Raw genomic sequence first — 26,348 nt, forward strand, 5'->3', positions numbered from 1 at the left:
GCATTTGTATGGTCGGGCAGGGCAGTTTTGAAATCTGTAACGGGGAATTTTCTGATATGGATATGCCAGTTATCCAATAAAATTCTTCGTTAACTAACTATGAAGTTAAGTTACCTGACGCTCACATAGGAGGCCCATGAGTTGTGTAATCTAACTCATAATTAAAGATTAATTATCCATGTTATTGAATAGATGTCGATGATGAAAGGTGAAGTTTTTAGTTTTTCTTGAGAAGGGAAATTAACTTGACGGGAGTATTACGATGCTAATTATTTAATTGGTGAATTCCTTTGGAATCGATCACAGCATGAGTATCACTTGCGCATAGCCATTCTTCAATCCTTTCTGATAATGCATTAGCTGAAAGCTTTATTCGGCCTTTCAGAGAACATTCCCAGATGATCAATTCACGCCAGCCTTGTTCTGTCAGTAGTCGGGTGACGTCATTATCCCGCCTGACATTTGAATCGATCTTTTTCAACCAAAACTCGGTTCTTGTTGCGGGTACTTTGAACAGGTAACAGTTGTGACGATGCCAGAAACAGCCGTGGACGAAAATTATGGCTTTATAATCATCAATAACAAAGTCAGGTTTGCCTGGAAGATCAGAAACTTGGGTGCGGTAAGTTATCCCGGCTTCATCCAGAACCCGGGATAACAATTTCTCTATGGCTGTATTTTGATTACGTATCGCCCTCATGTTCTTGCTTCTGATTGAGGGGGGGTGTACGTCAGCCATGATTTACCTCATGCAGCTTCACTTTTATCTTTTGAAACAGCTAAAACAATGTAAGGCTCTAGTAACTTAGCTACGGCTGCGAATGCTGGCACAATAACGGAGTTACCGAACTGCCGATACGCCTGAGTATCTGATACTGGGATGTAGAAGTCTGCTCCACCTGGAGTCTCGAATCCCATAATTCGGGCACATTCTTTTGGTGTCAAACGGCGAGGTCGATTGGCCTGGTTTTCAGGATCTGCAAAATCTTTCTCACCAAGTTCCATGTCCCAGCCTCGATCAATCAAGATCTCAGAGCCATCTTTGTGGTAACGGGCTGATAGCGTTCTGGCAACGCTTGATTCATTTTTCGGATTCACTAAACCAAAGCCAAAACCATTACCTTTTGCCTGGTGTTTTTTGGCGTAGTTATAAAGATATTTCCATAGATGCTCTGTCAGAATATATTTTGGCTTAACATCGTCGAGTAGAAGCTCACCAAATGACGGCCTTTTCTTCGGGAAGAACTGGCTCAAGTTCTTGAGAGAAAAATCACCATGAATATTCAAATCACGACGGAAGCCAACCAGTACGATACGTTCGCGATGTTGAGGTAAGAAATTTTTCCCATCGATGATTTTAGGATCACTAGCGCCAGTAGCCTGAGCGTCAGCAACTTCGTAACCCAACTCATCCAGTGTTTCCATGATAATTTTGAAGGTCTTCCCTTTATCATGGCTCTTAAGGTTTTTGACGTTTTCGAGGAGGAAAATTGCCGGCTTTTTAGCAGCAATAATTCGAGCTACGTCAAAGAATAGTGTTCCCTGGGTTTCACACTCAAAACCGTGAGCCCTCCCCAGAGAGTTCTTCTTTGATACACCTGCAAGGGAAAACGGTTGGCATGGAAAACCTGCCAACAGAACATCATGATCAGGGATTTCTTTATCGATATTTTTATATGCTTCCTGAACGGAAATATCATCATTTTCGCTAAGGGTTATTTCGCGGATATCCGAATTGAACTTATGATGTGCTGGGTCACAGTACCAGTTAGCTTTGTAGGTGCGGACTGCTTCTTTGTTCCATTCGCTGGTAAAGACGCATTGCCCACCAATCTCTTCAAACCCTTTGCGAATACCGCCAATACCTGCAAACAGATCGATAAAACGAAACTTATAGTTAGGGTGAAACGGCGAGGGTTTTGGTAACATTGACCGCAATAGCACCACCTCTCTTTCTGTCAGAACTTTCTGTGGTGTTTTTCCTTTGAGCCAGCGATTGAGGCTCTCTCTTGTCCATTCGCTGCCACCACTGACCTCACGCAGAAGCTCAGCGATGGCTTTCTGATCGTAAATTCCCACCAGTTTTTCGACGAGTGCCTTATCTTCTTCCTGCTGGATTAACTGCTGTTGTTCTGCTTCGACGCGAAGATTTTTTGCACGTTCATGCAACTCTTGCATAATGACTCTTCCAAATTAGGAATGATTTAGTGATAGCCTATCACTCATTATACCCAGTTGAAAAGGTGTCTGGATAAATATCCAGTGCAATGGCTGTAAATGAGTGGTTTGGGCCAGATACAACAGGGCAGGTTGAAAACCTACCATGCTCGAATGAAGTCAGAACGTTACTTTATGACTTCGTGATATTCCATTTCTCTCAATGCCCGGCCATGTAGGTTACATAGAGCAGGAAGCAGGTGCGCGATTGCATTCAGATAACTATTTAGCAGCTCCCAGTCGAAGGTATTGGACTGTGGGTTTGTCTGCAAAAGGTCATTGAAAAGCATCAATCCATTGCATAGACCTTCAGTTTGTTCTGCCGACAATGCTGCCAGATCGAGAAGTTGTGATGATGTTAATTCATGCAAATCGATTCGATTGAACAGCTCTCGATAGAGAGTTACGGTGCTTGTAGCTGCTTCTGAATCTATATGTTGGCTGATGTTTTCCATATCGGTCATTTCCATTGGGGGAAAAATACCGCTACCAGAAGAGACGCTAAACTCGGGGTGGTAGCTCGAGCGGCGTTAGCGTACCGGCCCCAACGGATCCCGGCCTTCCCGAAGGAAGCACCACCCGAGCCACCATTGTTTGGGTGCGCATCGGCATGCCCGAATTTATATCATATTCGGACAGGGTTGGGGGATTCGGAACGCTAACTCCGGCTACGTATTTTGACGCAGCCCGAAAACTATAACTCTATCGCCAAAATGAAAGAATAACCTGTATGGAATTACAGCTGATTTACTCTTTGGATTGGAATGCAGCTCGCAGTTATTCGTAGTAACCTCGGGTGTTAAAGCATTATCTATATATTCATTGATTATATATTTAATATCCCAGCTTATGACTAAGGGAATATTATGAAGGGTAATTTATTGTTCACGACAGTCGGCGTAATTTTGCTAAGTGCTTGCGTGGGTGACCGTCTCGACCGACGTTATGCGCCTGATATCCCGATAACAGCCCATGCTAAAGATAATGGCGATATCTGCATCTATCCGTTACCGAAAGAAAACGAAAAACCAGATACGGTCTATATCAGCAGTGATGCGGGTGAGAAGCTGATCGAAGTTGCTAATCAGGATCCGAAAAAGGGGATTTGTGTAACTCAAGGCGATTACTCGTTTCAGGAAAACCAGCTGTACAGCATGAGATTGAATTTTATTCCCATAGATAAACGAGAAAACCTGCAGGATGCATCTGCCAGAGCCTTTATTGCTCACTTCAAAGTGAAAAAACTCAATGGCGGCTACGATATTGAAAACGTCGCACAGGAAGGTGCCCCATAAAATAAGGGGCGTTCTAGCGGGCGCATATTGGCCCCAAAACCAATGAAATTCGCTCACAGTACGAGCAGGTTTTAGCTAAGTTTTTACGTCAGAGGTAATTATGAAACGGATTTTTATACTTTCGTTACCTTTCCTGCTCGCAGGCTGTCCTTCGATGGGGGATCGGATTCCCGTCGACTACCCCGCAACCGTCACTCTGCGTGATGGTGCAGTATGCGTGACGGTGATACCTGAAGGTGATGAGAAGTTAGAAGGCATCTCGATTAATCGGCTGGATGAAGCGCAAAATCGTGACTTCAAATTCTTCGAACCGCTGCGTGAAATCGCGCCCAACCAATGCACCCCCGATGAAGGCTACGTATTTGCTCCAGGGCAGAAATATCATTTTTCAGTGAAACTGATATCCCCTAAAAAACAACAGGCGGGTGATTTTCCCTTTGCTCGCGAGTTCGTAACCGAATTCTCGGTCAATCAATCGAACGGGATTTTGCAGGTCGAAGCATTGCCGACCTCGCGTTAAGTCCAACGCTGGAGCCTGAGAAACCCAGGCTCCGAAAGCTCCGAAGTTAGAGTCAGCTCACCACCCCCAACCCCATCACCCCAAGTCCCCACCATTGCTAGCTATAACCTGTTTGTACCACCAGAAAGACTTCTTGCGAGTACGGGTGAGGGTGCCGTTGCCATTGTCGTCGCGGTCGACATAAACCAGGCCATAACGCTTGCTCATTTCCCCGGTCGAGGCCGCCACCAGGTCAATGCAGCCCCAGGTGGTGTAGCCCATCACCGGCACGCCGTCGGCGATGGCGTCGGCCATGGCGCGGATGTGTTCGCGCAGGTAGCTGATGCGGTAATCGTCCACTATCTCGCCGTCGGCGTTGAACTCGTCGTGTGCGCCCAGGCCGTTTTCCACCAGGAACAGCGGCTTTTGGTAACGGTCGTACATCATGTTCATGGTGATGCGTAAACCCAGCGGATCGATGCCCCAGCCCCAGTCGCTGCGCGGAATATGCGGGTTGGTCAGGGATTTCACCACGTTGGCGGCGCTGCTGTTGTTGTCGTTCATATCGGCAGAAGCGCAGCGCGAGGCGTAATAGCTGAAGGAAACAAAATCGACGGTGTTCTTCAGGATTTCGGCGTCGCCTTCCTCCATCACGATGCTCACGCCTTTCTCGCGGAAGACCCTGGCAGAGTAAGAGGGGTAACTGCCTCGGGCCTGCACATCGATAAAGAACAGGTTCTCGCGGTCTTTTTCCAGCGCGGCCCACACGTCTTCCGGCTTGCTGGACCAGGGGTAGAAATTGCCGCCGGCCAGCATGCAGCCCACCTGGTTGGCGGGGTTCACTTCATGCGCAATGCGCGTCGCCAGGGCGCTGGCCACCAGTTCGTGGTGCACCGCCTGGTATTTTATCTGCTCGGGGTTCTCGCCTGCTTCAAACACCAGCCCGGCACCGGAAAACGGGCTGTGCAGCACAATGTTGATCTCGTTGAAGGTGAGCCAGTACTTCACCAGGCCATCAAAGGCTTCGAAGCAGGTGCGGGCATAGCGGGTGAAAAACTCCACCATTTTGCGGCTGCGCCAGGAGCCGTATTCGGTCACCAGGTGCATCGGCACGTCGAAATGGCACAGGGTCACCAGCGGCTCGATGCCGTATTTGCGGCACTCTTTGAACAGGCTGCGGTAGAAGGCGATGCCTTCCGGGTTCGGCATTAGCTCGTCGCCCTTGGGGTAAATCCGGCTCCAGGCAATGGAGGTGCGGAATACGCTAAAGCCCATCTCCGCCATCAGCGCAATGTCGTCGCGGTAGCGGTGGTAAAAATCAATCGCGTCGTGGCTGGGGTAAAACTCGTCTTCACGCAAGGTAAAGCGCTTCTCCAGGCCCAGTTTCACCGGCATGCGGTTGGGGCCATGCGGGATCATGTCGACCGTGGTCAGCCCTTTACCGCCCTCCAGATAGCCACCTTCAGACTGGTTGGCGGCCAAGGCACCGCCCCATAAAAACCCTTGCGGGAATGTCGAATCAGACATGAAATCCTCTGTAACTTAAATAGTGTTCTATTGGGTATTCGCGGCGTTAACGGTATTCGTCGCCGGGGCCGGGGGCGCGGTTTGGGTTGCTTCGCTTTCCGGGATGTCTTCGAAGCCTAAAAGCAGCGTGAGCACGAACGACAGCACCACGGCCAGCACCATCACGCCGCCGACCCAGACAATGCTCATCGGGTTGGTCGGGTCGAAGAACTGCACGCTGGTGAACAGGCCGGGCGAAGCCATCGAATGGCTGGCCAACCCGCCGATACCGGCGACGGCACCGCAGATAAAGCCGCTGATCAAACTGGCGATCAACGGGCGTTTAAGCCGTACTGCCACGCCATACAGCGCCGGTTCGGAAATGCCCGCTACAATGGCGGAGGCGGCAGCGGCCAGTGCGGTCTGGCGCAGTTCGCGGTTCTTGGTTTTGAACGCCACGGCCAGCGAAGAGCCGCCGAGCGACAGGTTGGCGCCAATCTCCGAAGGCATCACCATGCCCTCTTTGCCGGTCTCGGCGATGGTCTGAATGATGGTTGGGGTGAATACGCGGTGCATGCCGGTCATCACCAGCAGCGGCCAAATGGCCCCCATAATGGCGACGGAAAGCCAGCCCAGATAACCATGCACGGTGTACACCAGCGCCGAAATCCCGCTGCCGATCCAGATACCGACCGGGCCGATAAACACTATCGCGATTGGCGCGGCAATCAGCACAATCAGCATCGGCTTAAGGAAGTTCTTGGTCACCGCCGGGGTGATGCGATCGACCCAGCGTTCGATGTACGACAATATCCAGGTCATCACCAGCGCGGGGATCACCGTATAGGTGTATTTCACCGCCGTCACCGGGATGTAGGCGAACTCCACCGCCTGGCCCTGCGCCGCTTTGGCCATCAGGTCGATAAAGTTGGGGTGCAGCAGCACCCCTGCAATGGCGATCGCCAGTGACATGTTGGTTTTGAATTTCAGCGCCGCAGAGGCGGCCACCATCACCGGCAGGAAGAAGAACGCACCGTCGCCAATCACGTTCAGTATCACCAGGGTCGACGAGCCTTTGTCGAACACGGCGAACATATCCAGGATCATCGCCAGCAGTTTCACCATCGAACCGCCGATGATGGCCGGGATCAACGGCGACATGGTGCCGATCAGGGCGTCGAGAATGCCGGCGCCAATGCCTTTCAGGGTGATTTTGCGTTTTGCCGGGGCGGCGGCGGGTGTCGCCCCCGGCATACCGAGCGCCAGCACTGCCTGATAAGCCTTCGACACTTCATTACCGATGATCACCTGGCACTGCTCGCCGCTGTGCACCACGCCCAATACGCCATCAATGGCTTTCAGCGCCGGGGTGTCGATCAGCGCCTTGTCTTTCACCACGAACCGCAGGCGGGTCATGCAGTGGGTAACGGCTTCGATATTGGTGAGGCCACCCAGCGCCTTCACGATAGCGGGTGAGATCTCTGCGTAATTCTTCGGCATGGAATTATCGTCTCTTTAGATAGGAATTCGGATTGCCCAAAGGCGAACTTTTACTGCCTGGGCGATCCGCCGTTCCATCTGAATGAAACGCCCACAAGAAACCGGTTTCACGAAATAATGATTTGGTATTTGTTTGGTGGCAAGAATTATGATTTTTGGGTTTTTCGTTTCGTGATGCTGATCGCTTTTAAACCAGCAGCTACGGCAGGGGCGGGCGTGAAAACATTTCAAACCGGGGGCGTCTTGGGTAGACTGCGCAGACTCAATCGACTTTGACGGCGCAGAGATGGCAACAATACTTGAGGTAGCTAACAGGGCGGGCGTGTCGAAAGCGACGGTGTCCCGCGTGTTGTCCGGCAGCGGCTATGTCAGCCCGGAAAAGCGTGAACTGGTGGACAAAGCCATCGCAGAGACGGGTTACCGGCCCAATCTGCTGGCGCGCAATCTGGCGACCAAAACCACCCAGACCATCGGGCTGGTGGTGACCAATACGCTGTACAGCGGTAACTACTTCAGCGAGCTGATGTTTCAGTCGGCCCGCATTATGGAAGAGCACGGCCGCCAGCTGATTTTGGCGGACGGCAAGCACACCGCCGCAGAAGAAAAGGCCGCCATTGAATACCTGCTGGATATGCGCTGCGACGGCGTAATCATCTACCCGCGTTTTCTGTCGATTAGCGAAATGGACGAGATCATCTCCCGGCACCAGCAGCCGATCCTGGTCATCAACCGTCGGCTCAGGCTTAACGACAGCTACTGCATCTTCAGCGATCAGCACGCCGCCAGCGCGACGGCGGTGCAGCAGTTGATCGAACGCGGGCATCGCGATATCGCATTTATCACCGGCTCGCTGGATTCCCCTACCGGGCTGGAGCGGCTGTCGGGCTACAAATCTGCGCTGGCGGAACATGATATTGGTGTTAATGATGCGCTGATTGTCGAAGGGAAGTGGAACGCGCAAAGCGGCATGGCGGCGGTCGATAAGTTGCTGACCGGCGGCCATGCCTTTAGCGCGATTGTTGCCAGTAACGACGAAATGGCCATCGGCGCCATCAAGCGGCTAACGGAATGCCAAATCCCGGTACCGTCCGCCGTGTCGGTGATCGGGTTCGATGATATTCCCTTGGCGCCTTATACCATTCCCTCGCTGTCCAGCATGAAAATGCCGGTGACCGAAATGATTAAGGAAACCATCCATCGGCTGGTCTCGATGCTGGACGGTGGCGAACTGAGCAAGCGCCCAAGCTTCCCGGCCAGCCTGATGCTGCGGGATTCAGTCGCGGCGGGGCCGCATCGGCAGGTTAAATGAGTGGGCTGCAATTGAATGTGCAGCCCTATAGGTTCAGGCTTGCGCCAACTCGGCAAACCGCTGGCGAATGGTGTCTTCCGGCAAATCTACCCCAATAAACACCAGCGTACTGCGGCGTTCCTCGTCGGGTAACCACTCGCGGTCCCAGTCAGCGTTATACAGCCGTTGCACGCCCTGGAACAGCAGGCGACGCGGCTCGTCCTGGATCGACAAAATCCCTTTATAACGCAGCAGGCTGTCGGCGTATTCCAGCAGCAGGCCTTCCATCACTTCTGAAACCTGCATCAGCTCCAGCGGTTGGTCGTGGTACACCACAATCGACTGAATGTTGTTTTGCGCCTGCGGAATGCGGCGAAACAGGGGAGTTGGCGGCGTCAGGTTCAGCTTGTCGTTCAGCACAAAGCCTTCGATGTCGAACAGCACGCTTAGATCGATATCGCCGTGCGTCACTGTATAAACCGGGGCGCGGGCGTTCATCTGTTGCAGCCGCTGGGTCAGCGCTTCACAGTCCGGCGCCACGTCGGTTTTGGTCAGCAGAATACGGTCGGCGTAGCCCACCTGCGCCTGCGCGATGCTGAACTGGTTGAGTTGTTGATCGGCGTGTACGGCGTCCACCAGCGTGATGATGCCGTCCAGCAGGAAGCGTTCGCAGAGGATCTCATGTGAGAAAAAGGTCTGGGTGATCGGGCCGGGGTCGGCCATGCCGGTGCATTCAATGATCAGCCGGTCGAACTCCAGTTGGCCCTGGTCAACGCCGTCCAGCAAGTCCAGCAGCGCGTCTGCCAGCTCGTTGGATTTGCTGCAGCAGATGCAGCCGTTGCTCAGGGTGGTGATGCGGCTGGCGCGATCGCCAATCAATGCGTTGTCGATCGGCACTTCGCCGAACTCGTTTTCAATCACGGCAATCTTGTAGCCGTGTTCGGCGTTGAGAATATGGCGGAGCAGGGTGGTTTTACCGGCACCCAAAAAGCCGGTCAGAATGGTGACTGCGATGGGTTTCATTACGGATCCTTGTTAACAACAGCGCATGCCGCCTTTGCCGTCCCCACCGTAGCGGGCCTGCTGGCGTTCGCGGAAAAACTCTTTATAGGTCATCACCGGCTTGTCCGGGTGGTTGTCTTTCATATGCTGGACGTAGGTATCGTAGTCAGGCACGCCGACCAACATGCGCGCCGCCTGCCCGAGGTATTTACCCGCCTGGCCGAGATTACCGAACATAGCCTTCTCCCAAAAAATGACCCTGCATAATAGGTTTCATTATGCAGGGTATCCGTTAAATCACCATCAGTGCTGCGGTGAAACTTTGACGTCCCCCTCAGTTACGCCGCTGGCAGGCGCTTCTTCAGGCACCGGCACGTAAGGAGTTTCCTGGTCGCTGCGGTTCGGGTTTTTGCGCGCCGCCATGGCGGTTTTCACCCCGTAGAAGATGATGCTGTACACCACCAGCAGGAACAGAACACTCAGCCCGGCGTTGGTGTAGTTGTTCACCACGATATGGTTCATGTTGGCCACCTGCTGGGCGGTCAGCTCGGCGCCGCCTTCGGCGATTTTGCGTTTGTACTCACCGGCCTGGAAGAAGAAGCCTTCCAGCTGCGGGTTGTTGCTGAACAGCTTCAGGCCCAGGGCGTAGGTGGTACAAATCAGCAGCCAGACGGCCGGTACCACGGTGACCCATATGTATTTGGTGCGCTTCATCTTGATCAGCACCACGGTACCCAGTATCAGCGCCACGGCGGCCAGCATCTGGTTGGAGATGCCGAACAGCGGCCACAGGCTCTTCACGCCGCCAAGCGGATCGACCACCCCCTGATACAGCAGGTAGCCCCACAGCCCCACACAACCGGCGGTGCCGACAATACCGGCCACCAGCGAGTCGGTTTTTTTCAGGAACGGGACGAAGTTGCCCAACAGGTCCTGCAGCATAAAGCGGCCGGAACGGGTACCGGCGTCCAGCGCGGTCAGGATGAACATCGCTTCAAACAGAATGCCGAAGTGGTACCAGAAGCCCATATTGGCGCCAGGAATGATCTGGTGGAACACGTGGGCGATACCCACCGCCAGGGTTGGTGCGCCACCGGCGCGGTTCAGCACTGAAGGTTCACCGATGTCTTTGGCGGTCTGCAGGATCTGTTCCGGACTGATGACAAAGCCCCAGGAGCTGACGGTCGCCGCGGCATGCGCGGTCACATCACGCAGAGAGGCCATGATCATCGGGGCATCTTCGGTGCCCAAGCGGTGCAGGTCCGGCATGGTGATGCCCAGTGCGGCCGGTGGGGTGTTCATGGCGAAGTACAGGCCAGGTTCGATGATGGAAGCCGCAACCAGCGCCATGATGGCGACGAAGGACTCCATCAGCATCGCGCCATAACCGATAAAGCGCGCGTCTTTTTCATTGGCCAACAGCTTCGGCGTGGTGCCGGAGGCGATCAGCGCATGGAAGCCGGAGACCGCACCGCAGGCGATGGTAATGAACAGGAACGGGAACACCGAGCCTTTCCACACCGGGCCAGTGCCGTCGATAAACTGGGTCATCGCCGGCATTTTCAGCTCAGGGTTGAGGATCACGATGCCAATCGCCAGCCCGACGATCACGCCGATTTTCAGGAAGGTCGCCAGATAGTCGCGCGGCGCCAGGATCAACCACACCGGCAGCAGCGCGGAGATAAACGCATAGCCAATCAGCGTATAGGTGATGGTGGTGTCTTTAAAGGTCAGCGCCGGGCCCCAGAACGGGTCGTGGGCAATCACGCCGCCGAACCAGATCGAGAGCACCAGCAGCACGATGCCAATCACCGAGATCTCACCGACCCGGCCGGGGCGCAGGAAGCGCATGTAGATGCCCATAAACAGGGCAATCGGCACGGTGGAGCACACGGTGAACACGCCCCATGGGCTTTCGGCCAGCGCTTTCACCACGATCAGGGCCAGCACCGCCAGAATAATGATCATAATCAGGAAGCAGCCAAACAGCGCGATGGTGCCCGGTATCGGCCCCATTTCCTTTTTGATGATCTCACCGAGCGAAGCGCCGTTGCGGCGTGAGGAGATGAACAGCACTAAAAAGTCCTGTACCGCCCCCGCCAGCACCACGCCGCCCAACAGCCACAGCGTGCCGGGCAAATAGCCGACCTGCGCTGCCAGCACCGGGCCGACCAGTGGGCCTGCGCCGGCAATGGCGGCGAAGTGGTGACCGAACAGCACGTACTTGTTGGTCGGCACATAGTTCAGGCCGTCGTTGTTGACCACCGCCGGGGTGGCGCGGAAGGCGTCCAGCTTCATCACCTTGGTGGCGATATACAGGCTGTAATAACGGTAAGCCACCAGATACACCGCCACCGAAGCGACGATGATCCACAGTGCGCTGATGTGTTCGCCGCGACGCAGCGCCACCACACCCAGGCAGGAAGCGCCGAGTATCCCCAGCAGCATCCAGGGTATGTGTTTTAAAATCCCCTCTCGGTTCATTGAGATGTCCTTAGTTCAAATCTGCAAAAAAAATGAGTAAGTTAATCCGCTTATAAGATGTTTAGGCGCGTGGCCCGGGTGCGGATAACGTTCGGGTATAGGTATAGGAACAGCTCATCATTGCGGGTCGGGGCAGGGGAAGACATCTGAATTTCAGTCAGCGGTGCTATAGGGGCGCTAAGCGGTCAAAATCCCGGGGTGAACGGTTGGGCGTTGTACGGCAACGCCAACCAGGCAGCGATGTTCAGTAGATGTTGCGGGCGTTGATCCCGGCCGGGAAGATGCCGGTGGCAAAGATATGGCCGTTAACCTGTAGCTGGTCGTCAGGTAGCATCTCGACCGGATATTCATTGGCCAGATAATTGAGGAAGTTATTGCGGTCATCGAGCGACTGAAAGCCGATCAGGTCGTAGAAAAATAGCGACTCGATTAACCCCTGGTGCTCGGGGATCTGCCTGAGCAGCGCCGCCGACGGGAAGGGTAAGTGGAAGAAGAACGCGCAGGGGTTCAATAGCCCCTGTTCTTTCAACGCCTGGCCGCAGGGCAGCAACTGATAATCATCAATGCAGATGATGTCGTTCGGGCACACATACTCACAGGCGATATCGGCGAACTGTTGGTTGAGCTGCCGGTAAGCCCGATAGTTCTCCGGGGTGAAGTGCGCCTTCTCCGGGTGATTATGGAACACCGGCCACAGGCCATCGTGATAGTAGCCCTGATAGTGGAATTTAAATTCTTCGGTGGACAGCGGGAAGGTCACCTGCTGATAGCCGCTGCGCTGCTGAAGGTTGACCGGACGCAGCGGGGCGGCACCGAAGTTCTGCACGTCGCCGTTCCAGCCCAGCCACAGGCCTTGCTCATCATCGCTGGCGTCAACGGAGGATAGCGCCTGCGTAGCGCAGGCCAAATCTTTGCTGTCACACTGCTTATTCGAGATCAAAACCAAACGAGACATGTTTTGTTCCTTGTTCAATGATGGGGCGAAAATATTCGCCCGATGAATGCAGAACCCGACGGGTTAAAGCATCCAGCTGACTTCCGTAGCGGTGACCTGCCCTTCAAAGCGGCGCAGTTCGGCGGTTTTGCAGGTGTACCACAGGGTGCAAAATGCCGGGCCAAGCAGCTCGCGCAGCGGCTGACAGCGACGAAACAGCGTAAGTGCCTCCCGCTGGTTGAGTGGCAGTGGTGCGGCGCTGTCGTTTTCGTAGCCGTTGGTGCTCGGGGGCAACGGCAGGGGCTGTTCCAGCCCGTGCAACAGGCCGCCGAGTATGACGGCCACCGCCAGATAAGGATTGGCGTCGGCACCGGCCAGCCGGTATTCGATACGTTGGTTGGCGCTGTCGGCACAGGGCAGGCGTAGCGCGACGGTGCGGTTGTTGTGCCCCCAGGAGGCACGCAGCGGCACATGCATACCCGGACGAAAACGGCGGAAGGCGTTGACATTTGGTGCCAGGATGGCCATCGAGGCCGGCATCAATGTCAGCATTCCGGCCATCGCCTGTTGCATGTTGTCGCTCATTTCGCCCGGAGCGCCGGTCAGCAGGTTGTTGCCCTGTTCATCCTGCAGGCTGATATGAAAGTGCAAACCGCTGCCGGCGGATTGCGCGCAGGGTTTGGCCATAAAGCAGGCGTGCTGGTGATGTTTCTCCGCTATCTGGCGCGTTAGCCGTTTCAGGGCCAGCACCTGGTCGCAGGCTTCCAGCACCCGGGCACTGTGGTGCAGGTTCAGTTCGTACTGACCGCAAGCCGCCTCGGCCACCACGCCGGTTAGCGGCAGAGCCTGCAGCCTGGCCTGATGTTCGATGTCATTGAGCAGGGCGTGGTGGCGCTCCGGGGCATCGACAGAAAAACTTTGCGTCGGGCATTGCACGGCATCGGCGGGCTGTTGCTGCGGGTCATGCAGATAAAACTCCAGCTCTGCCGCGATCACCGGGTAGTAACCCTTGGCCTGCAGGCGTTTGAGAACCTGTTGCAGCACCACGCGCGGTTCCAGTTCGCACACCTCACCCTCGGCATTTTTCATCGTCAGCAGCAACTGGGCATGGTGCTGTGGATCACGGGCGCAGGGGCGCAATGTGCCCGCTACCGGCAGGCACAACCGGTCCGGTTCCCCGGCCTGCTGGCCCAGCCCGCTTTCTTCAATTACCTGGCCTGCAAGATCCATGGCGTAAATCGACAGCGGGAAATAACAGCCCTTTTCCAGCGTGAATAACTCGGCGACCGGCAGCCGTTTGCCACGGAATTGACCGTTTAAATCGTTGAGATAAATATCGACGTGTTCAGTATCCGGATAACGCTGTAAATACTGTTCAACTTCCTTGCCAAATGGGCGTGGCTGCGTGGCGGTAATATCCGCCAGCATCGGGTTGAAACCAATAATATTAGAATGCATGAAACATCCGTCTCGTGAGGCCATATTGGCGATGTAATGATGTTATCCGTGGTCCTAAAAACTGTCTGTAAAAACGCCGTAACTTTATTTCCGCCCGGAATAAAAAAACTGTAAATAATACGTCACCCTCTGATGGCTGAATAATAAACCGCCGCATATACTGCGAATCATTGGGTTATTCAGGAGAGAAGTAGATGATCAGAACCTTAATCGTATTTATCGCCGCCATCACGGCGTTCAACGTCGCGGCATCGTCGGAAGCTGCCTGGGCCAGTGGCGATAAAGCGCTGCAAGCGGCCTGTCTGAAGGTCAGCGGACTGAAAGGCGCCAAAGCTGTTGGCAGCATTATTCATTATGGCGACGACGTCGGTTATTCGGCACTGCTGATTAGCGGCCGTTACCCGCAGGCGTTTATGCACAACAAACCGGGCAAAGAGCTGTGCCTTTACCAGCGAGCGACTAAAAAAGCGGTGATCCAGGACGCCGACGGGCTGGTGGGTAAGCTGTAGCCAACGGACTATCAATGGCTAAATTTTCTGCAATGGCGTTGTGTTTATAGACTGCAGTCTATAATTTAAACGTGCGGGATAAGTCCGTGTTGAAGGGATATCAAAATGGGTACTTTAAAAGAAATGTTGGCTTCACGTACCCCTGAGAGCAGGCAGCGGATCGAGGAAATGGCGGAGGAGATGCTGCTGGAAACACGTTTGTACGAGCTACGCGAAGCCCTAAATATCTCGCAGCAGGCACTGGCGAATAGTCTTGGTATTTCCCAGCCCTCCGTTGCGGCGATCGAGCAGCGGGGTAATGAGCTAAAAATTTCGACATTAAAGCGTTATGTCGAAGCCATGGGGGGGACACTGCGGTTGGATATCGAATTGCCGGACGGCAAGCACGTCGGGTTTAAGGTTTAAACCGATAAAAGGGGCGCTATAGCGCCCCCTGTCGGTGTTATTTCAAAGCGATGCGGATCACGTCATCCGGCGCCGTGGCTTCTTTTTCACGGCTGGAAGCCTGCTTGACGCTGACGTACAGCGTCTGACCATCCGGTGACAGCGCCAGGCTGTTCGGGTGGGTCGGCGTCTTGATGGTTTGCAGCAGCTTGTAGCTCTTGGCGTCAATCACGCTCACTTCACCCGCCTGGCGATGGGTTACGTAAACCTCATTGCGCGCCGGGTTGAACAGCACCGCCAGCGATTCCGGCACGTCAATTTTGCTCAGAATTTTGCCATCGCGGGTATCGACAACCAACACCTGCGCCTGCTTGGAGTCGGTGATAAAGGCGCGGTGAGTGGCCGGATCCAGGCTGATGTTCAGGAAGAAGTGTTCTTTGGACTCATCGAGCTTCTTGCGGCTGACCACCTTGTTGGCTTTGGTGTCGATAGTCACCAGTTCGCCGTCGGCGTTGGTCACATACAGACGGCCGGCAGCGGCGTCCAGCGCCAGGCCGGTGCCATATTTACCGGTCTCGGTGATGGTGGTGCGCAGGGTCAGATCCTTGCCGTCGACCACCCAAACCACGCTGGATTCACCCAGCCCGGTGATATACAGGGTATCGGTGGTGGCATCGGCGACCAGTTCACGAGGTGCCAGGGGTTTTACCGTTTCGGAGCGCTTGCGCGCATCCAGCACCAGGCGGCCTTTAACCTCGCCTGTTTTGCCGTCGATGGCGGTCACCGAGTTGCTGGTGGTATTGCCAAAGAACAGCGTGCCGGTTTTGTTGTTAATGGCTGCGCCGAAGGGTTTGATGTCGTTGTGAATGATCTGGGTGATATCCAGCGTCTGTGGATCCAAACGATAGACTACGCCACCTTTATCCAGCTTGCGGCTTTGCGAAGTGGCCAGATACAGCGCGTTCTCGCCCTGGCTGTAGACCATCTCATAAGCGCCTTTCGCGACTGGTTTACGCAGCAGTTCTGGCTCGCCCTGGGCCAGCAGCGGGGCAGAAAACAGCATTGAAGTGAGCAGCAGCAGTGGGAAAGCGGTGCGTGTGCCGAAACGGCGGTTGCGAGTTGTTGCAGAGTTCATAACCTCTCCATGGAGTTAAAAAGCCTGTTGCCGCAGAGCCGTTGCCCTGAGGTCAAGAAAGCTCAACATTGAATTGAAGGTAAAGTCCTGCCGGTCACGTCGTGGCGCACCGGATCCTTGTTTGAGAATAGTAATCATTATTTATTGAGAATGGGAGTTATTTCAATGCAGGCTGGGGTGAAAATCACAGTGTGGAGGATTGGCAGGCGGCCATTTCCCGTTCGATAGAGGAGGCCAGCCCAGTTCGCAGGCGCCGACTGGGCGAGGGTTGTTGAATATCACTGTGATAAAAAGTGTCAGAACGGGAAGGTGGCTATGACCTAATCAGACATCATTGTTAAATACTGTTCTTAAGGAGATAAATAAAAATACAACCAACGACGATAATAAAAGCTTCGATAAGTAAAAGTATAAAATCCAACGCCAACCATTTTTGTAACGCCGGGGACGCCATCTTTTGCACGAAATCGTAAGTTTTTGCATCAAGCCAAACCTGGTCTCTTATCTTTATTTTTTTATTCTTCAGGATCCAGAGAAACCACTGAGCTTTCAGTGAGGTACCGAGCATGCCAAGGCTATCTGCGAAGGCCACGTAGGGAGGGATAAAGTGACCCTTGGTGACATAGTCTTGATAAAAAACGTCAAATTCTTTTTTATGACGGCGATAGCAGAGATACTGAATGAAGGCTCCCAAAGCCAGCAGCAACAAACACAGTATGACGATAATTTTCATCATTCACCTACCACCAGGGTTGTCAAATAATCGGAACCCATGCTGCCTAGAGTGGATCCTACTGCATCTCCGATAGCTGCTCCCACGACTCCAGATGCCAGTGCACCGACACCCGCTGTTATGGAGTCGGGTGGCTGCGATAAGTGATGCAGTTTTCATTCGGGTGTGGCCAGAGATAAACGTTTAGACTTTGCTCAAAAATGCACAGACGCACATCAGAACTAAACTACCTATTTTTAACAGGCTCAGACTGAAGTCTTTGCGGATCCAATTTTTCAGCCGTTGAGAGGTATTGCTCTGCACGAAATCATAGGTTTTTTTATCCAGCCAGGTGTCCTTACCGATCTTTAGTTTTCTGCCATTCAATATCCAACGAAACCATTGCGCTTTTAAAGAGACCCCAATCAGGCCTAAGTTGTCAGCTATGACTACAAAAGGGGGAAGTGGATGGCCGTTTTGTGTATATATCTGATAAAAAGAAGTAAATTCGTCCTTATGGCGTCGATAGAAAAAAAACTGAATTAAAGCGCTAATCAGTGTCAGAACGAAAAATGTGATAATGGCTATTTTCATCACTCACCAAAAATCAAGCCGGTCATGGCATCGGCTGCTACGCCGCCACCCCAGCTGCCAGCTGCTCCTCCAAGAGCAGCACCCACGATACCGCAGGCTAAAATACCTGCGCCAAAAGTAGAAGCTCCCAATACGATACTACAAGCCCCAGTAGCTAATAGTGCCCCACCTTCACCACCCCAAATTCCCGCCGCGGTACTCGCAGCAAAATTGCTGTACCCCTTAACCGCAATCTTGGTGCATTCCTGCTCCCGGCCGCTGGTGCAGGCATTATAAACGTCATTGGTGGTATTCAGCCCACTGAGGCCGATGCCAACCCAGCCGCCGGCTTTCATAAATTTCGCGGCGCGGCTGGCGCTGTCGATATAGTTCGAATAACCCTTAATCGCGCCGACTCCGGCGGTACTCCATTCATGTACCAGTGATTTGCTGGAAAGCCCCAGAGCATGCTTAATCTGGCTATATTCTTTCATATTGAGCTGGGCGCGGGTAAGGCGATTGAGTAATGGTTTTAATGTACCAAACAGTCGTGCTCGTTCCACCTGAAACTGGGTGCCGATTAGCGCACCGCTCATGCGGAATTGATTCTGGTAGGTTTTTTCAATGTCGACCAGGATGTTTTTGATCTGGCCAAAGTAACGTTCACCGGCATCAGAAGCCAGCCCGATGACGGTATCACCGTAGTTGGTGAAAGCGGCGATGGCGGCATAGTTACGGTGTAAAAAAGCGGAAAAATCGCCGCCACCGGCTTGCACCGCCTTGCTGGTGCGAGTCTTGGCCTGCATCAACATGGCGAGTTGCACCGCCTGATTAGGGTTGCGCGGATCGGCAACGATCAGCATTTGCCCCGGCTGCACTATGGGCGTGTCAGCATTGAGTTGCAGAAAATAGTCGGCTGCTTTCGATGGCTTGCCGCCAAACAGATAGTGGGCTTGGTAGGCCAAAGGGCCAGCCTGCTGAGCGATGCAATAGCCTGGCGCAATACTGCTGGGCTTGTGTTCCATGTTGAGTAAGCTCCCTGTTTTTACGGAAACTTAACATTTTCTGTAGAATGAGAACAGGTTCGGGTTCACGCTACGAGGGGCAGAACTCTCCGAAAAGCCTGAATGATCCCATCAAACTCTTCATTCAATCCCATTCATCGCCATTTCCCGTTCAATCACTCCGGCCAGCGCCTGGGCTGCCGAAGACAGGCGGTGCTGGGCGAGGCGGATCAGCCCGACCCGTCGTTCAATCACCGGGCCGAACAACGGCACGCAGGTTGCACCCAACTCGCCCATCTGTTGTTCACACAGCGCCGGTACCGCGCTGGCGCCCAGTCCGTTAGCCACCATACGGCCGACCGTCACCAACTGGTGACTTTCAAATGCCACCTCCAGCGTTCTGCCGCTTTTGGCCAGCGTTTGCTCCAGCAACAGACGCACCGCAGAAGGGCGCTGCAGGGTAATAAAGTCCAGCGTCAGCAACTCTTTCCAGCTCACCTGCGCCTTGCTCGCCAGCGGTGAATGCTTCGGTACCACCGCCACAAAGCGATCGTTGCACAACGGGGTGAAGTGCAGGGTATCGCTGGGTTCCGGCTCGAAGGCAATGCCCATTTCCACTCGGCCTTCGCGGATCATCTCGAACACCTGCTCGTTAATTACGTCGTGCACCGCTACGTTGATCCCGGCGTAGTGATCGCGAAACACTTTCAGGATCGGCGGCAGCGGGTTGGCGGCGAACGAAGGCATGGCAGCGATCGCCACCTTGCCCAGTTGCAGAGTAAAGCGCTGACGCATCGCCTCTTCCGCATTGTCCCAGTCCGCCAACAGTTGGCGCGCCATCGGGAAGAAGCTTTCCCCTTCCGGCGTCAGCGCCACACGCCGGGTGGTACGCAGTAGCAATTGCCCGCCCAGCACCTCTTCCAGCCCGCGAATGGCAAGACTCAGCGCCGGCTGTGAAATATTCAGCCGTTCACTCGCCTGGGCGAAGTTAAGAGTGTGAGCTACCGCTAAAAACGCGCGTAACTGTTTGATGCTCATTTTCATTTTTGAATTATTTAACTCTTTTGAAAACAGCAATTAACAATTTATTAATAAAAATTTTAAATCAATGGGGCACAAAAACAAAATTAACAAATCATTTTTGTGAGCTGATGATGCCTTTGCACAGGCAGGGGCATACCGCCCACGGCCACAGAACACTCAGAGGCAGCCAATGGCAGGGCTCGATAAACGCGTCGCAAGCTACCAGGAAGCGCTGGCAGGCCTGACGGACAATATGACGGTGTTGGCGGGCGGTTTCGGCCTGTGCGGCATCCCGGAAAACCTGATTAATGAGATCCGTCGCCTGGGCGTGACCGGCCTGACGGTGGTATCAAACAACTGCGGCATCGACGGCTTTGGCCTCGGCCTGTTGCTGGAAAACCGGCAGATCCGCAAGGTGGTGGCTTCCTACGTTGGCGAGAACGCGCTGTTCGAGCAGCAGGCGATCAGCGGTGAGCTGGAGGTGGAGCTGACGCCACAGGGCTCGCTGGCAGAAAAAATCCGTGCCGGGGGCGCCGGCATCCCGGCGTTCTTCACCGCCACCGGTTACGGCACCCCGGTGGCCGAAGGCAAGGAAGTGCGTGAATTCAACGGCCGTCCCTACATCATGGAGCAGGCGATCACCGGCGACTTCGCCATCATCAAGGGTTGGAAAGCCGATCACTTCGGCAATGTCATCTATCGCCACACCGCACAAAACTTTAACCCGCTGATGGCCAGCGCCGGGCGAGTCACCGTGGTGGAGGTGGAAGAGATCGTCGCACCGGGCGAATTGGATCCGGCCGCGATCCACACCCCCGGCATCTACGTCGACCGCCTGATCCAGGGCAGTTTCGAAAAGCGCATTGAACAGCGCACCCTGCGTACCTGAGGAGAACCCCATGCTTACCCGTGAACAAATGGCGCAGCGCGTGGCGCAAGAACTGCGTGACGGCGACTACGTCAATCTGGGGATCGGCATTCCGACGCTGGTGGCCAACTATGTGCCGCCGGGCATGGACGTGATGCTGCAATCCGAAAACGGCCTGCTGGGTATGGGCGGCTTCCCGACCGAGGCTGAGCTGGATGCCGACATGATCAACGCCGGTAAGCAGACGGTCACCGCCCGGATCGGCGCCTCGATTTTCGACTCGGCGCAGTCGTTCGCCATGATCCGTGGCGGCCATGTCGATCTCACCGTGTTGGGCGCTTTTGAAGTAGATGTCGAGGGCAACATCGCCTCGTGGATGATCCCCGGCAAGCTGGTGAAGGGCATGGGCGGCGCGATGGATCTGGTGGCCGGTGCGGAGAACATCATTGTGGTGATGACCCACGCGTCAAAGAGTGGCGAGTCCAAGCTGTTACCACGCTGCACGTTGCCGCTGACCGGTGCCAGTTGCATTCGCAAGGTCCTGACCGACCTGGCCTATCTGGAAATTGAAAACGGTGCCTTTGTGCTGCGCGAACGCGCCCCTGGCATCAGCGTGGAAGAGATTGTCGCCAAAACCGCCGGTCGGCTGATAGTGCCGGCTCAGGTGCCGGAGATGCGCTTCTGATGACGTTATCCACGGAGAAAACCATGCAACAGGTAGTGATTGTAGCGGCGACTCGCACGCCGATTGGCAGTTTTCAGGGCGCGCTGGCCTCATTGTCGGCGGTGGATCTGGGCACGGTGGTGGTGAAAGCCCTGCTGGCCCGCAGCGGTATTGCAGCGGATCAGGTGGATGAGGTGATCCTCGGGCAGGTGCTGACGGCCGGTTGTGGGCAGAACCCGGCACGCCAGACCGCATTGAACGCCGGGCTGCCCCATAGCGTGCCGGCGCTAACCATCAACAAAGTCTGTGGCTCCGGGCTGAAGGCGATTCATCTGGCGGTGCAGGCGATCCGCTGTGGGGACGCCGAAGTAATTATCGCCGGGGGGCAGGAAAGCATGAGTCAGTCGCCGTATCTGATGAACGGCGCGCGTGCCGGGCTGCGGCTGGGCCACGGTCAGCTGACTGACAGCGTGATCCAGGACGGCCTGTGGGATGCCTTCAACGATTATCACATGGGTATCACCGCCGAAAATCTGGCGGAGAAATACGCCATCAGTCGCAGCGAGCAGGATGAGTTTGCGCTGCGTTCGCAACAGAAAACCCAGGCTGCGCAACAGGCCGGGCGTTTTGTACCGGAAATCACCCCGGTCGAGGTAGCCAAACCCAAAGGGGAAGTGCTGCGGGTGGCCTGTGACGAGCAACCGCGCAGTGATGCCACGCTGGAAAGTCTGGCCAAACTGCGCCCGGCGTTCCGCAAAGACGGCACGGTGACCGCCGGTAACGCTTCCTCAATTAACGACGGTGCGGCGGCGGTGCTGTTGATGAGCGCGGCGAAGGCTGCCGAGCTGAAGCTGCCGGTGCTGGCGCGCATTGCCGGCTATGCGGTATCGGGTGTTGATCCGGCGATCATGGGCATCGGCCCGGTACCGGCGGCGCGTCGCTGTCTGGCCAATGCCGGTTGGTCGCTGAGCGAAGTCGATTTAATCGAGGCCAATGAAGCCTTTGCCGCACAGGCGCTGGCCGTCGGCCGCGAACTGGAGTGGGACAGTGCCAGGGTCAATGTTAACGGTGGGGCGATAGCGCTCGGGCATCCGATCGGCGCTTCCGGTTGCCGTATTTTGGTCACGCTGCTGCATGAGATGCAGCGCCGTGAGGCCAACAAGGGGCTGGCGATGCTGTGTATCGGCGGTGGGCAGGGCGTGGCGCTGGCGGTTGAGCGCGGCTGATAACCCAGGAGGAAACTATGCGTGCATCTGAGACTGTGGTGTTGGGCGCCGGGCTGATGGGGATTGGCATCGCCACCCACTTTGCCCGCCACGGCCACGACGTCCTGCTGTATGACCCGGACTCACAGCGGTTGGCGGAAGTTCCGGTGGTCGCGGGCAGTATTCTGGCGGAGCTGATCGAGATTGGGCAGTTTGCGGCAGCAGAGCAGGCGGCGGTGCTGGCGCGCCTGAGCGTGACCGACGATCTGAACGATGTGGCCCGCGCCCGGCTGTTGATCGAGGCGATCCCCGAGCGTCTCGCGCTCAAGCACGCCTTGTACGAACAGCTGGAAGGGCTGATTGCCGACGACGCGGTGATCGCCAGCAACACCAGCGGTCTGCCGCCGGATGAGCTGGCGGTCAGAATGATCCATCCGCAGCGCCTGTTGATCGCCCATTTTTGGAATCCGCCGCACCTGATCCCGCTGGTGGAGATCGTACCCGGCAGCGCCACCGAGCCCCGTTATCTGGCGGCGGTACAGGAATTACTCAGTGGTATGGCGCTGGAGGCAGTGCTGCTGGATCGTGCCGCACCGGGGTTCGTTGGCAACCGGCTGCAGTTTGCGCTGCTGCGCGAGGCTCTGCACATCGTGCAAAGCGGCATCGCCAGCCCGCAGGTGGTGGATCAGGTAATGCGCGCCTCGCTGGGGCGGCGTTACGCGATGGTCGGGCCGCTGGAGGCCGCCGACATGACCGGCCTTGAGACGGTGGCGGATATTGCCCGTCACTTGCTGCCGGAGCTGGCGACCGACGAAAGCATGATGGCGCTGGTGGAAAGTCAGCTCCGCCAGGGCAACACCGGCCAACGCAGCGGCCAGGGGTTTTATCACTGGGATGAAGCACGCAGGGAACGCATTCAACAGCGGCGGGCGCATCAGCTGCGTTTTGCCCTGAAACCTTAACCGCACCCAACAACAATAATGAGTTGCTCAACATGGCTGGCGCTGTTCAGACATCAAGAGCAATAGGGAGTGATGATGAGCGTTTTGATTGCCCTGGCAGCACTGGGAGTCCTGATGCTGGCCGCCTATCGCGGCTACAGCGTTATTTTGTTTGCCCCGATTGCCGCGCTGGGCGCGGTGTTATTGACCGATCCTGGCGCGGTCGCCCCGACCTTCACCGGGCTGTTTATGGAAAAGATGGTCGGCTTCGTCAAACTCTACTTCCCGGTGTTTTTGCTGGGGGCGGTGTTTGGCAAACTGATCGAACTGTCCGGTTTTTCCCGTTCGATTGTGGCTGCGGCGATTAACATTCTCGGCCGTCGCCACGCTATCCCGGTGATTGTGCTGGTCTGTGCGCTGCTGACCTACGGCGGCGTCTCGCTGTTCGTGGTGGCGTTCGCGGTCTATCCTTTCGCCGCCGAGCTGTTTCGCCAGAGCGGTATCCCCAAACGACTGATCCCGGCGACGGTGGCGCTCGGCGCGTTTTCCTTCACCATGGATGCGCTGCCCGGCACGCCACAGATCCAGAACATCATTCCGACCAGCTTTTTCGGCACCAATGCCTGGGCCGCCCCCTGGCTGGGATTGATTGGCTCGCTGTTTATCATCGCGGTCGGCCTGTTTTATCTTGAACGCCAGCGCCGCAAGGCACAGGCACGGGGCGAAGGCTACGGCACCGAACTGCTCAATGAGCCTGAAACCCCGGACAACATCAATTTACCCAATCCGTTGATCGCCATTATGCCGTTGATCCTGGTGGGTTTGCTGAACCTGGGTTTCACCCACTGGATCCCGCAGTGGTATGGCGTCAGCCACGAGTTGACCCTGCCGGGGTTGGCCAAGCCGATCACCACCGAGATCGGCAAGATCACCGCCATCTGGGCGGTGGAGGCGGCGCTGGTGTCGGGTATTCTGCTGGTGCTGATTTTTGGTTTCCGCAACGTTCGCGGGAGGCTGGCGGAAGGCAGTAAAACGGCGGTCGGCGGGGCGATTTTGGCGGCGATGAACACCGCTTCAGAATACGGCTTTGGCGCCGTGATCGCGGCACTGCCGGGGTTTTTGGTGCTGTCGAAGGCGCTGGCAACCATTCCCAACCCGCTGGTGAACGAGGCGGTCAGCGTCACGCTGCTGGCGGGCATCACCGGTTCGGCCTCTGGCGGCATGAGCATCGCGCTGGCGGCCATGTCCGAATCCTTTATCGCCGCTGCCCACGCCGCGCATATCCCACTGGAAGTGCTGCACCGGGTGGCCTCGATGGCCAGCGGCGGCATGGACACCTTGCCGCATAACGGTGCGGTGATCACCCTGCTGGCGATCACCGGCCTTAGCCATCGGCAGGCCTATGGCGGCATCTTCGCCATCACCCTGATTAAGAGCGCCGCAGTGCTGTTTGTGATTGGCGTGTTCTACCTGACCGGCATTGTTTAAAGGAGCAACGAGATGAATTTACAAGGTAAAACGGCATTGGTGACCGGTTCGACCAGCGGTATCGGCCTCGGGCTGGCCGCCAGCCTGGCAGCCGCGGGCGCCCAGGTGATCCTCAACGGGTTTGGCGATGTAGAACAGGCGAAGGCACATATCGCGGGGTTGGGCGCTGCGCCCGGTTACCACGGCGCGGATCTCAGCGATCCGCAACAGATCGCCGACCTGATGCGCTATGCCGAGCTGGAGTTTGGCGGCACCGACATTTTGGTCAATAACGCCGGTATTCAGCATGTTTCCCCCCTGGAGTCATTTCCGGCCGATAAGTGGAACGCGATTATCGCGATTAACCTGTCGTCGGTGTTCCACACCAGCCGCCTGGCACTGCCGGGTATGCGAGAGCGCGGTTGGGGACGGATTATCAACGTCGCCTCGGTGCATGGGCTGGTGGCATCCAAAGACAAGGCGGCCTATGTGGCGGCCAAGCATGGCGTGATAGGGCTGACCAAAACCATCGCGCTGGAAACCGCCCGCAGCGCCATTACCTGTAACGCCATCTGCCCCGGTTGGGTGCTGACGCCGCTGGTGCAACAGCAAATTGATCGGCGGATTGCCGCCGGCACCGATCCACAGCAGGCGCGTGATGGCCTGCTGGCGGAGAAACAGCCCTCGCTGGAGTTTGTGACGCCGGAGCAGTTGGGCGAACTGGCGCTGTTTTTGTGCAGCGACGCCGCCGTGCAGGTGCGCGGTGCCGCCTGGAATATGGATGGTGGCTGGCTGGCGCAGTAACTTTGTGGCCGGTTTCGGTACTACATGACGATCCCGGCCCCTTGTGCCCGGTCCGCCGCGTTTTTCTCTGCCAGATAGCGCGCCGGCGGTTTACCCACCGCTTTTCTGAACATGGTGACAAATCCGCTGGCGCTTTCGTAGCCCAGATCCAGCGCCACCCGTTGCACGCTGTCGCCCTGGGTCAACCGTTGCAGCGCCAGTACCACGTGCAACTGCCGCCGCCAGTGGCCAAAGCTCATGCCCATTTGTTGTTGCAGAGTGCGGTTGAGCGAGCGTTCGCTCATGCCGATACGCTGCGCCCATTGGCCGAGTGTTGCTTTATCCGCCGGGTTGGCCAGCAGGCGCTCCGTTAACTGACGAATGCGCGCGTCATTGGAGACCGGCAGGTGCAGGTTCTCAACCGGCGCCTTGACCAACTGATCCAACAACACGCCGGCCAATCGTCCTTCCGGGCCCTGTTGATCGTACAGCTGTTCGAACCCGCTGGCCTGGAACAGCAGTTCACGCAGCAGCGGGGACACCGCCAGCGTGCAGCAGTGGGTCGGCAATCCGGCGATAGCATCCTGATCGACAAACAGGCAGTAGCACTCGCTGGCACTGGCCCCCTGGGCGTTATGCAGCACATTGCTGGGCATCCATAGTGCACACTGTGGCGGCACCAGCCACAGACCGTTTTCCACCTCGCAACGGACCATACCGCGCACCGTATAAATCAGCTGTGCCTTGCGGTGCCGGTGATGGGTGATCTCCCAATCTTTATCAATGGTGGAACCCTGCACGGCAAAAATGGCGCGCGGCACCTGATCGATATCGAAACGCGGCTCGGTGATAAAGGTCATGAGAATAATTCTCAGTTTGGCGGAATTGAAAAACATT

General features: G+C 55.9%; 27 protein-coding genes. 11 read left to right on the forward strand and 16 right to left on the reverse strand.

The features are described from left to right. Nucleotides 1-265: 265 nt before the first annotated feature. The 3 genes from FCL49_RS14585 to FCL49_RS14595 all read right to left on the reverse strand — a co-directional run bounded on the left by FCL49_RS14585 (nt 266) and on the right by FCL49_RS14595 (nt 2,672). The gene (locus tag FCL49_RS14585; RefSeq protein WP_174354126.1) at nt 266-739 is read right to left on the reverse strand and encodes a very short patch repair endonuclease; all 474 of its coding nucleotides are present in this window, start codon (nt 737-739) and stop codon (nt 266-268) included. 8 nt (nt 740-747) lie between these two features. After that, entirely contained in the window at nt 748-2,178 is a 1,431-nt protein-coding gene (locus FCL49_RS14590) for a DNA cytosine methyltransferase (RefSeq protein WP_174354127.1), read from the reverse strand. Nucleotides 2,179-2,345: 167 nt separating this feature from the next. Next, nucleotides 2,346-2,672: a hypothetical protein gene (locus tag FCL49_RS14595; RefSeq protein WP_254611087.1), complete on the reverse strand. Its 327-nt coding sequence runs from the start codon at nt 2,670-2,672 to the stop codon at nt 2,346-2,348. 411 nt (nt 2,673-3,083) lie between these two features. On the opposite strand from FCL49_RS14595, the gene FCL49_RS14600 reads away from it, so the two are divergent. Both FCL49_RS14600 and FCL49_RS14605 read left to right on the forward strand, forming a co-directional pair. Then, the gene (locus tag FCL49_RS14600) at nt 3,084-3,512 is read left to right on the forward strand and encodes a putative T6SS immunity periplasmic lipoprotein (RefSeq protein ID WP_174354129.1); all 429 of its coding nucleotides are present in this window, start codon (nt 3,084-3,086) and stop codon (nt 3,510-3,512) included. Between the two features lie 100 nt (nt 3,513-3,612). Then, nucleotides 3,613-4,032, forward strand: coding sequence for a putative T6SS immunity periplasmic lipoprotein (locus FCL49_RS14605; RefSeq protein WP_174354130.1), 420 nt, complete (start codon nt 3,613-3,615; stop codon nt 4,030-4,032). Between the two features lie 75 nt (nt 4,033-4,107). On the opposite strand, the gene FCL49_RS14610 is transcribed toward FCL49_RS14605, so the two are convergent. Further along, nucleotides 4,108-5,538, reverse strand: coding sequence for a 6-phospho-beta-glucosidase (locus FCL49_RS14610; RefSeq protein ID WP_174354131.1), 1,431 nt, complete (start codon nt 5,536-5,538; stop codon nt 4,108-4,110). Nucleotides 5,539-5,565: 27 nt separating this feature from the next. Then, complete coding sequence (gene ascF / locus FCL49_RS14615; RefSeq protein ID WP_174354132.1) at nt 5,566-7,017, reverse strand: PTS cellobiose/arbutin/salicin transporter subunit IIBC; 1,452 nt, start codon at nt 7,015-7,017, stop codon at nt 5,566-5,568. Nucleotides 7,018-7,303: 286 nt separating this feature from the next. Here ascF and FCL49_RS14620 point away from each other — a divergent pair, with 286 nt between their 5' ends. Beyond that, a complete protein-coding gene (locus FCL49_RS14620) occupies nt 7,304-8,326 on the forward strand; it encodes a LacI family DNA-binding transcriptional regulator (protein ID WP_174354133.1) in 1,023 nt (340 codons plus the stop codon). 33 nt (nt 8,327-8,359) lie between these two features. On the opposite strand, the gene yjiA is transcribed toward FCL49_RS14620, so the two are convergent. The 5 genes from yjiA to FCL49_RS14645 form a co-directional block, all read right to left on the reverse strand. Continuing rightward, nucleotides 8,360-9,328 (reverse strand): GTPase, encoded by a 969-nt coding sequence (yjiA, locus tag FCL49_RS14625; RefSeq protein WP_174354134.1) that lies wholly within the window; start codon nt 9,326-9,328, stop codon nt 8,360-8,362. Nucleotides 9,329-9,340: 12 nt separating this feature from the next. Further along, entirely contained in the window at nt 9,341-9,544 is a 204-nt protein-coding gene (locus FCL49_RS14630; protein ID WP_004953088.1) for a YbdD/YjiX family protein, read from the reverse strand. Between the two features lie 66 nt (nt 9,545-9,610). Beyond that, nucleotides 9,611-11,791, reverse strand: a complete 2,181-nt coding sequence (locus FCL49_RS14635) for a carbon starvation CstA family protein (protein WP_174354135.1) — start codon at nt 11,789-11,791, stop codon at nt 9,611-9,613. Nucleotides 11,792-12,035: 244 nt separating this feature from the next. Next, nucleotides 12,036-12,746: a trehalose-6-phosphate synthase gene (locus tag FCL49_RS14640; protein WP_174354136.1), complete on the reverse strand. Its 711-nt coding sequence runs from the start codon at nt 12,744-12,746 to the stop codon at nt 12,036-12,038. Nucleotides 12,747-12,809: 63 nt separating this feature from the next. Then, on the reverse strand, nt 12,810-14,183 hold the full coding sequence (locus FCL49_RS14645) for a glutamine synthetase family protein (RefSeq protein ID WP_174354137.1): 1,374 nt from the start codon (nt 14,181-14,183) through the stop codon (nt 12,810-12,812). Nucleotides 14,184-14,377: 194 nt separating this feature from the next. On the opposite strand from FCL49_RS14645, the gene FCL49_RS14650 reads away from it, so the two are divergent. Continuing rightward, complete coding sequence (locus FCL49_RS14650) at nt 14,378-14,692, forward strand: hypothetical protein (protein WP_174354138.1); 315 nt, start codon at nt 14,378-14,380, stop codon at nt 14,690-14,692. Between the two features lie 105 nt (nt 14,693-14,797). After that, on the forward strand, nt 14,798-15,097 hold the full coding sequence (locus FCL49_RS14655; protein ID WP_085119571.1) for a helix-turn-helix domain-containing protein: 300 nt from the start codon (nt 14,798-14,800) through the stop codon (nt 15,095-15,097). Between the two features lie 37 nt (nt 15,098-15,134). On the opposite strand, the gene FCL49_RS14660 is transcribed toward FCL49_RS14655, so the two are convergent. The 5 genes from FCL49_RS14660 to FCL49_RS14680 form a co-directional block, all read right to left on the reverse strand. Next, nucleotides 15,135-16,211, reverse strand: a complete 1,077-nt coding sequence (locus FCL49_RS14660; RefSeq protein WP_174354139.1) for a YncE family protein — start codon at nt 16,209-16,211, stop codon at nt 15,135-15,137. A 337-nt stretch (nt 16,212-16,548) separates the two neighbouring features. Continuing rightward, the gene (locus FCL49_RS14665) at nt 16,549-16,947 is read right to left on the reverse strand and encodes a hypothetical protein (protein WP_368040115.1); all 399 of its coding nucleotides are present in this window, start codon (nt 16,945-16,947) and stop codon (nt 16,549-16,551) included. Between the two features lie 180 nt (nt 16,948-17,127). Further along, nucleotides 17,128-17,517, reverse strand: a complete 390-nt coding sequence (locus FCL49_RS14670; RefSeq protein ID WP_174354140.1) for a hypothetical protein — start codon at nt 17,515-17,517, stop codon at nt 17,128-17,130. Beyond that, the gene (locus FCL49_RS14675) at nt 17,517-18,521 is read right to left on the reverse strand and encodes a hypothetical protein (RefSeq protein WP_174354141.1); all 1,005 of its coding nucleotides are present in this window, start codon (nt 18,519-18,521) and stop codon (nt 17,517-17,519) included. Before FCL49_RS14675 ends, FCL49_RS14670 begins: the two co-directional genes overlap by 1 nt. A gap of 120 nt (nt 18,522-18,641) precedes the next feature. Beyond that, a complete protein-coding gene (locus FCL49_RS14680; protein WP_167796600.1) occupies nt 18,642-19,544 on the reverse strand; it encodes a LysR family transcriptional regulator in 903 nt (300 codons plus the stop codon). A 169-nt stretch (nt 19,545-19,713) separates the two neighbouring features. Between FCL49_RS14680 and FCL49_RS14685 the strand changes: the two genes are divergently transcribed. The 6 genes from FCL49_RS14685 to FCL49_RS14710 all read left to right on the forward strand — a co-directional run bounded on the left by FCL49_RS14685 (nt 19,714) and on the right by FCL49_RS14710 (nt 25,472). After that, nucleotides 19,714-20,412, forward strand: coding sequence for a CoA transferase subunit A (locus tag FCL49_RS14685; RefSeq protein WP_174354142.1), 699 nt, complete (start codon nt 19,714-19,716; stop codon nt 20,410-20,412). Between the two features lie 10 nt (nt 20,413-20,422). Continuing rightward, entirely contained in the window at nt 20,423-21,076 is a 654-nt protein-coding gene (locus FCL49_RS14690; protein WP_174354143.1) for a CoA transferase subunit B, read from the forward strand. Nucleotides 21,077-21,099: 23 nt separating this feature from the next. Continuing rightward, nucleotides 21,100-22,281, forward strand: a complete 1,182-nt coding sequence (locus FCL49_RS14695; RefSeq protein ID WP_174354351.1) for an acetyl-CoA C-acetyltransferase — start codon at nt 21,100-21,102, stop codon at nt 22,279-22,281. Nucleotides 22,282-22,298: 17 nt separating this feature from the next. Next, nucleotides 22,299-23,222, forward strand: a complete 924-nt coding sequence (locus FCL49_RS14700) for a 3-hydroxyacyl-CoA dehydrogenase family protein (RefSeq protein ID WP_174354144.1) — start codon at nt 22,299-22,301, stop codon at nt 23,220-23,222. A gap of 72 nt (nt 23,223-23,294) precedes the next feature. Then, the gene (locus FCL49_RS14705; RefSeq protein WP_206194508.1) at nt 23,295-24,689 is read left to right on the forward strand and encodes a GntP family permease; all 1,395 of its coding nucleotides are present in this window, start codon (nt 23,295-23,297) and stop codon (nt 24,687-24,689) included. A 12-nt stretch (nt 24,690-24,701) separates the two neighbouring features. Continuing rightward, nucleotides 24,702-25,472, forward strand: coding sequence for a 3-hydroxybutyrate dehydrogenase (locus tag FCL49_RS14710; RefSeq protein ID WP_174354145.1), 771 nt, complete (start codon nt 24,702-24,704; stop codon nt 25,470-25,472). Nucleotides 25,473-25,492: 20 nt separating this feature from the next. Here the strand turns inward: FCL49_RS14710 and FCL49_RS14715 are convergent, their stop codons facing one another. After that, the gene (locus FCL49_RS14715) at nt 25,493-26,311 is read right to left on the reverse strand and encodes an AraC family transcriptional regulator (protein WP_174354146.1); all 819 of its coding nucleotides are present in this window, start codon (nt 26,309-26,311) and stop codon (nt 25,493-25,495) included. Between the last annotated feature and the right edge of the window lie 37 nt (nt 26,312-26,348).

It is taken from the genome of Serratia proteamaculans, from assembly GCF_013337185.1.
In the GTDB taxonomy this organism is placed as follows: Bacteria; Pseudomonadota; Gammaproteobacteria; order Enterobacterales; family Enterobacteriaceae; genus Serratia; species Serratia proteamaculans_D.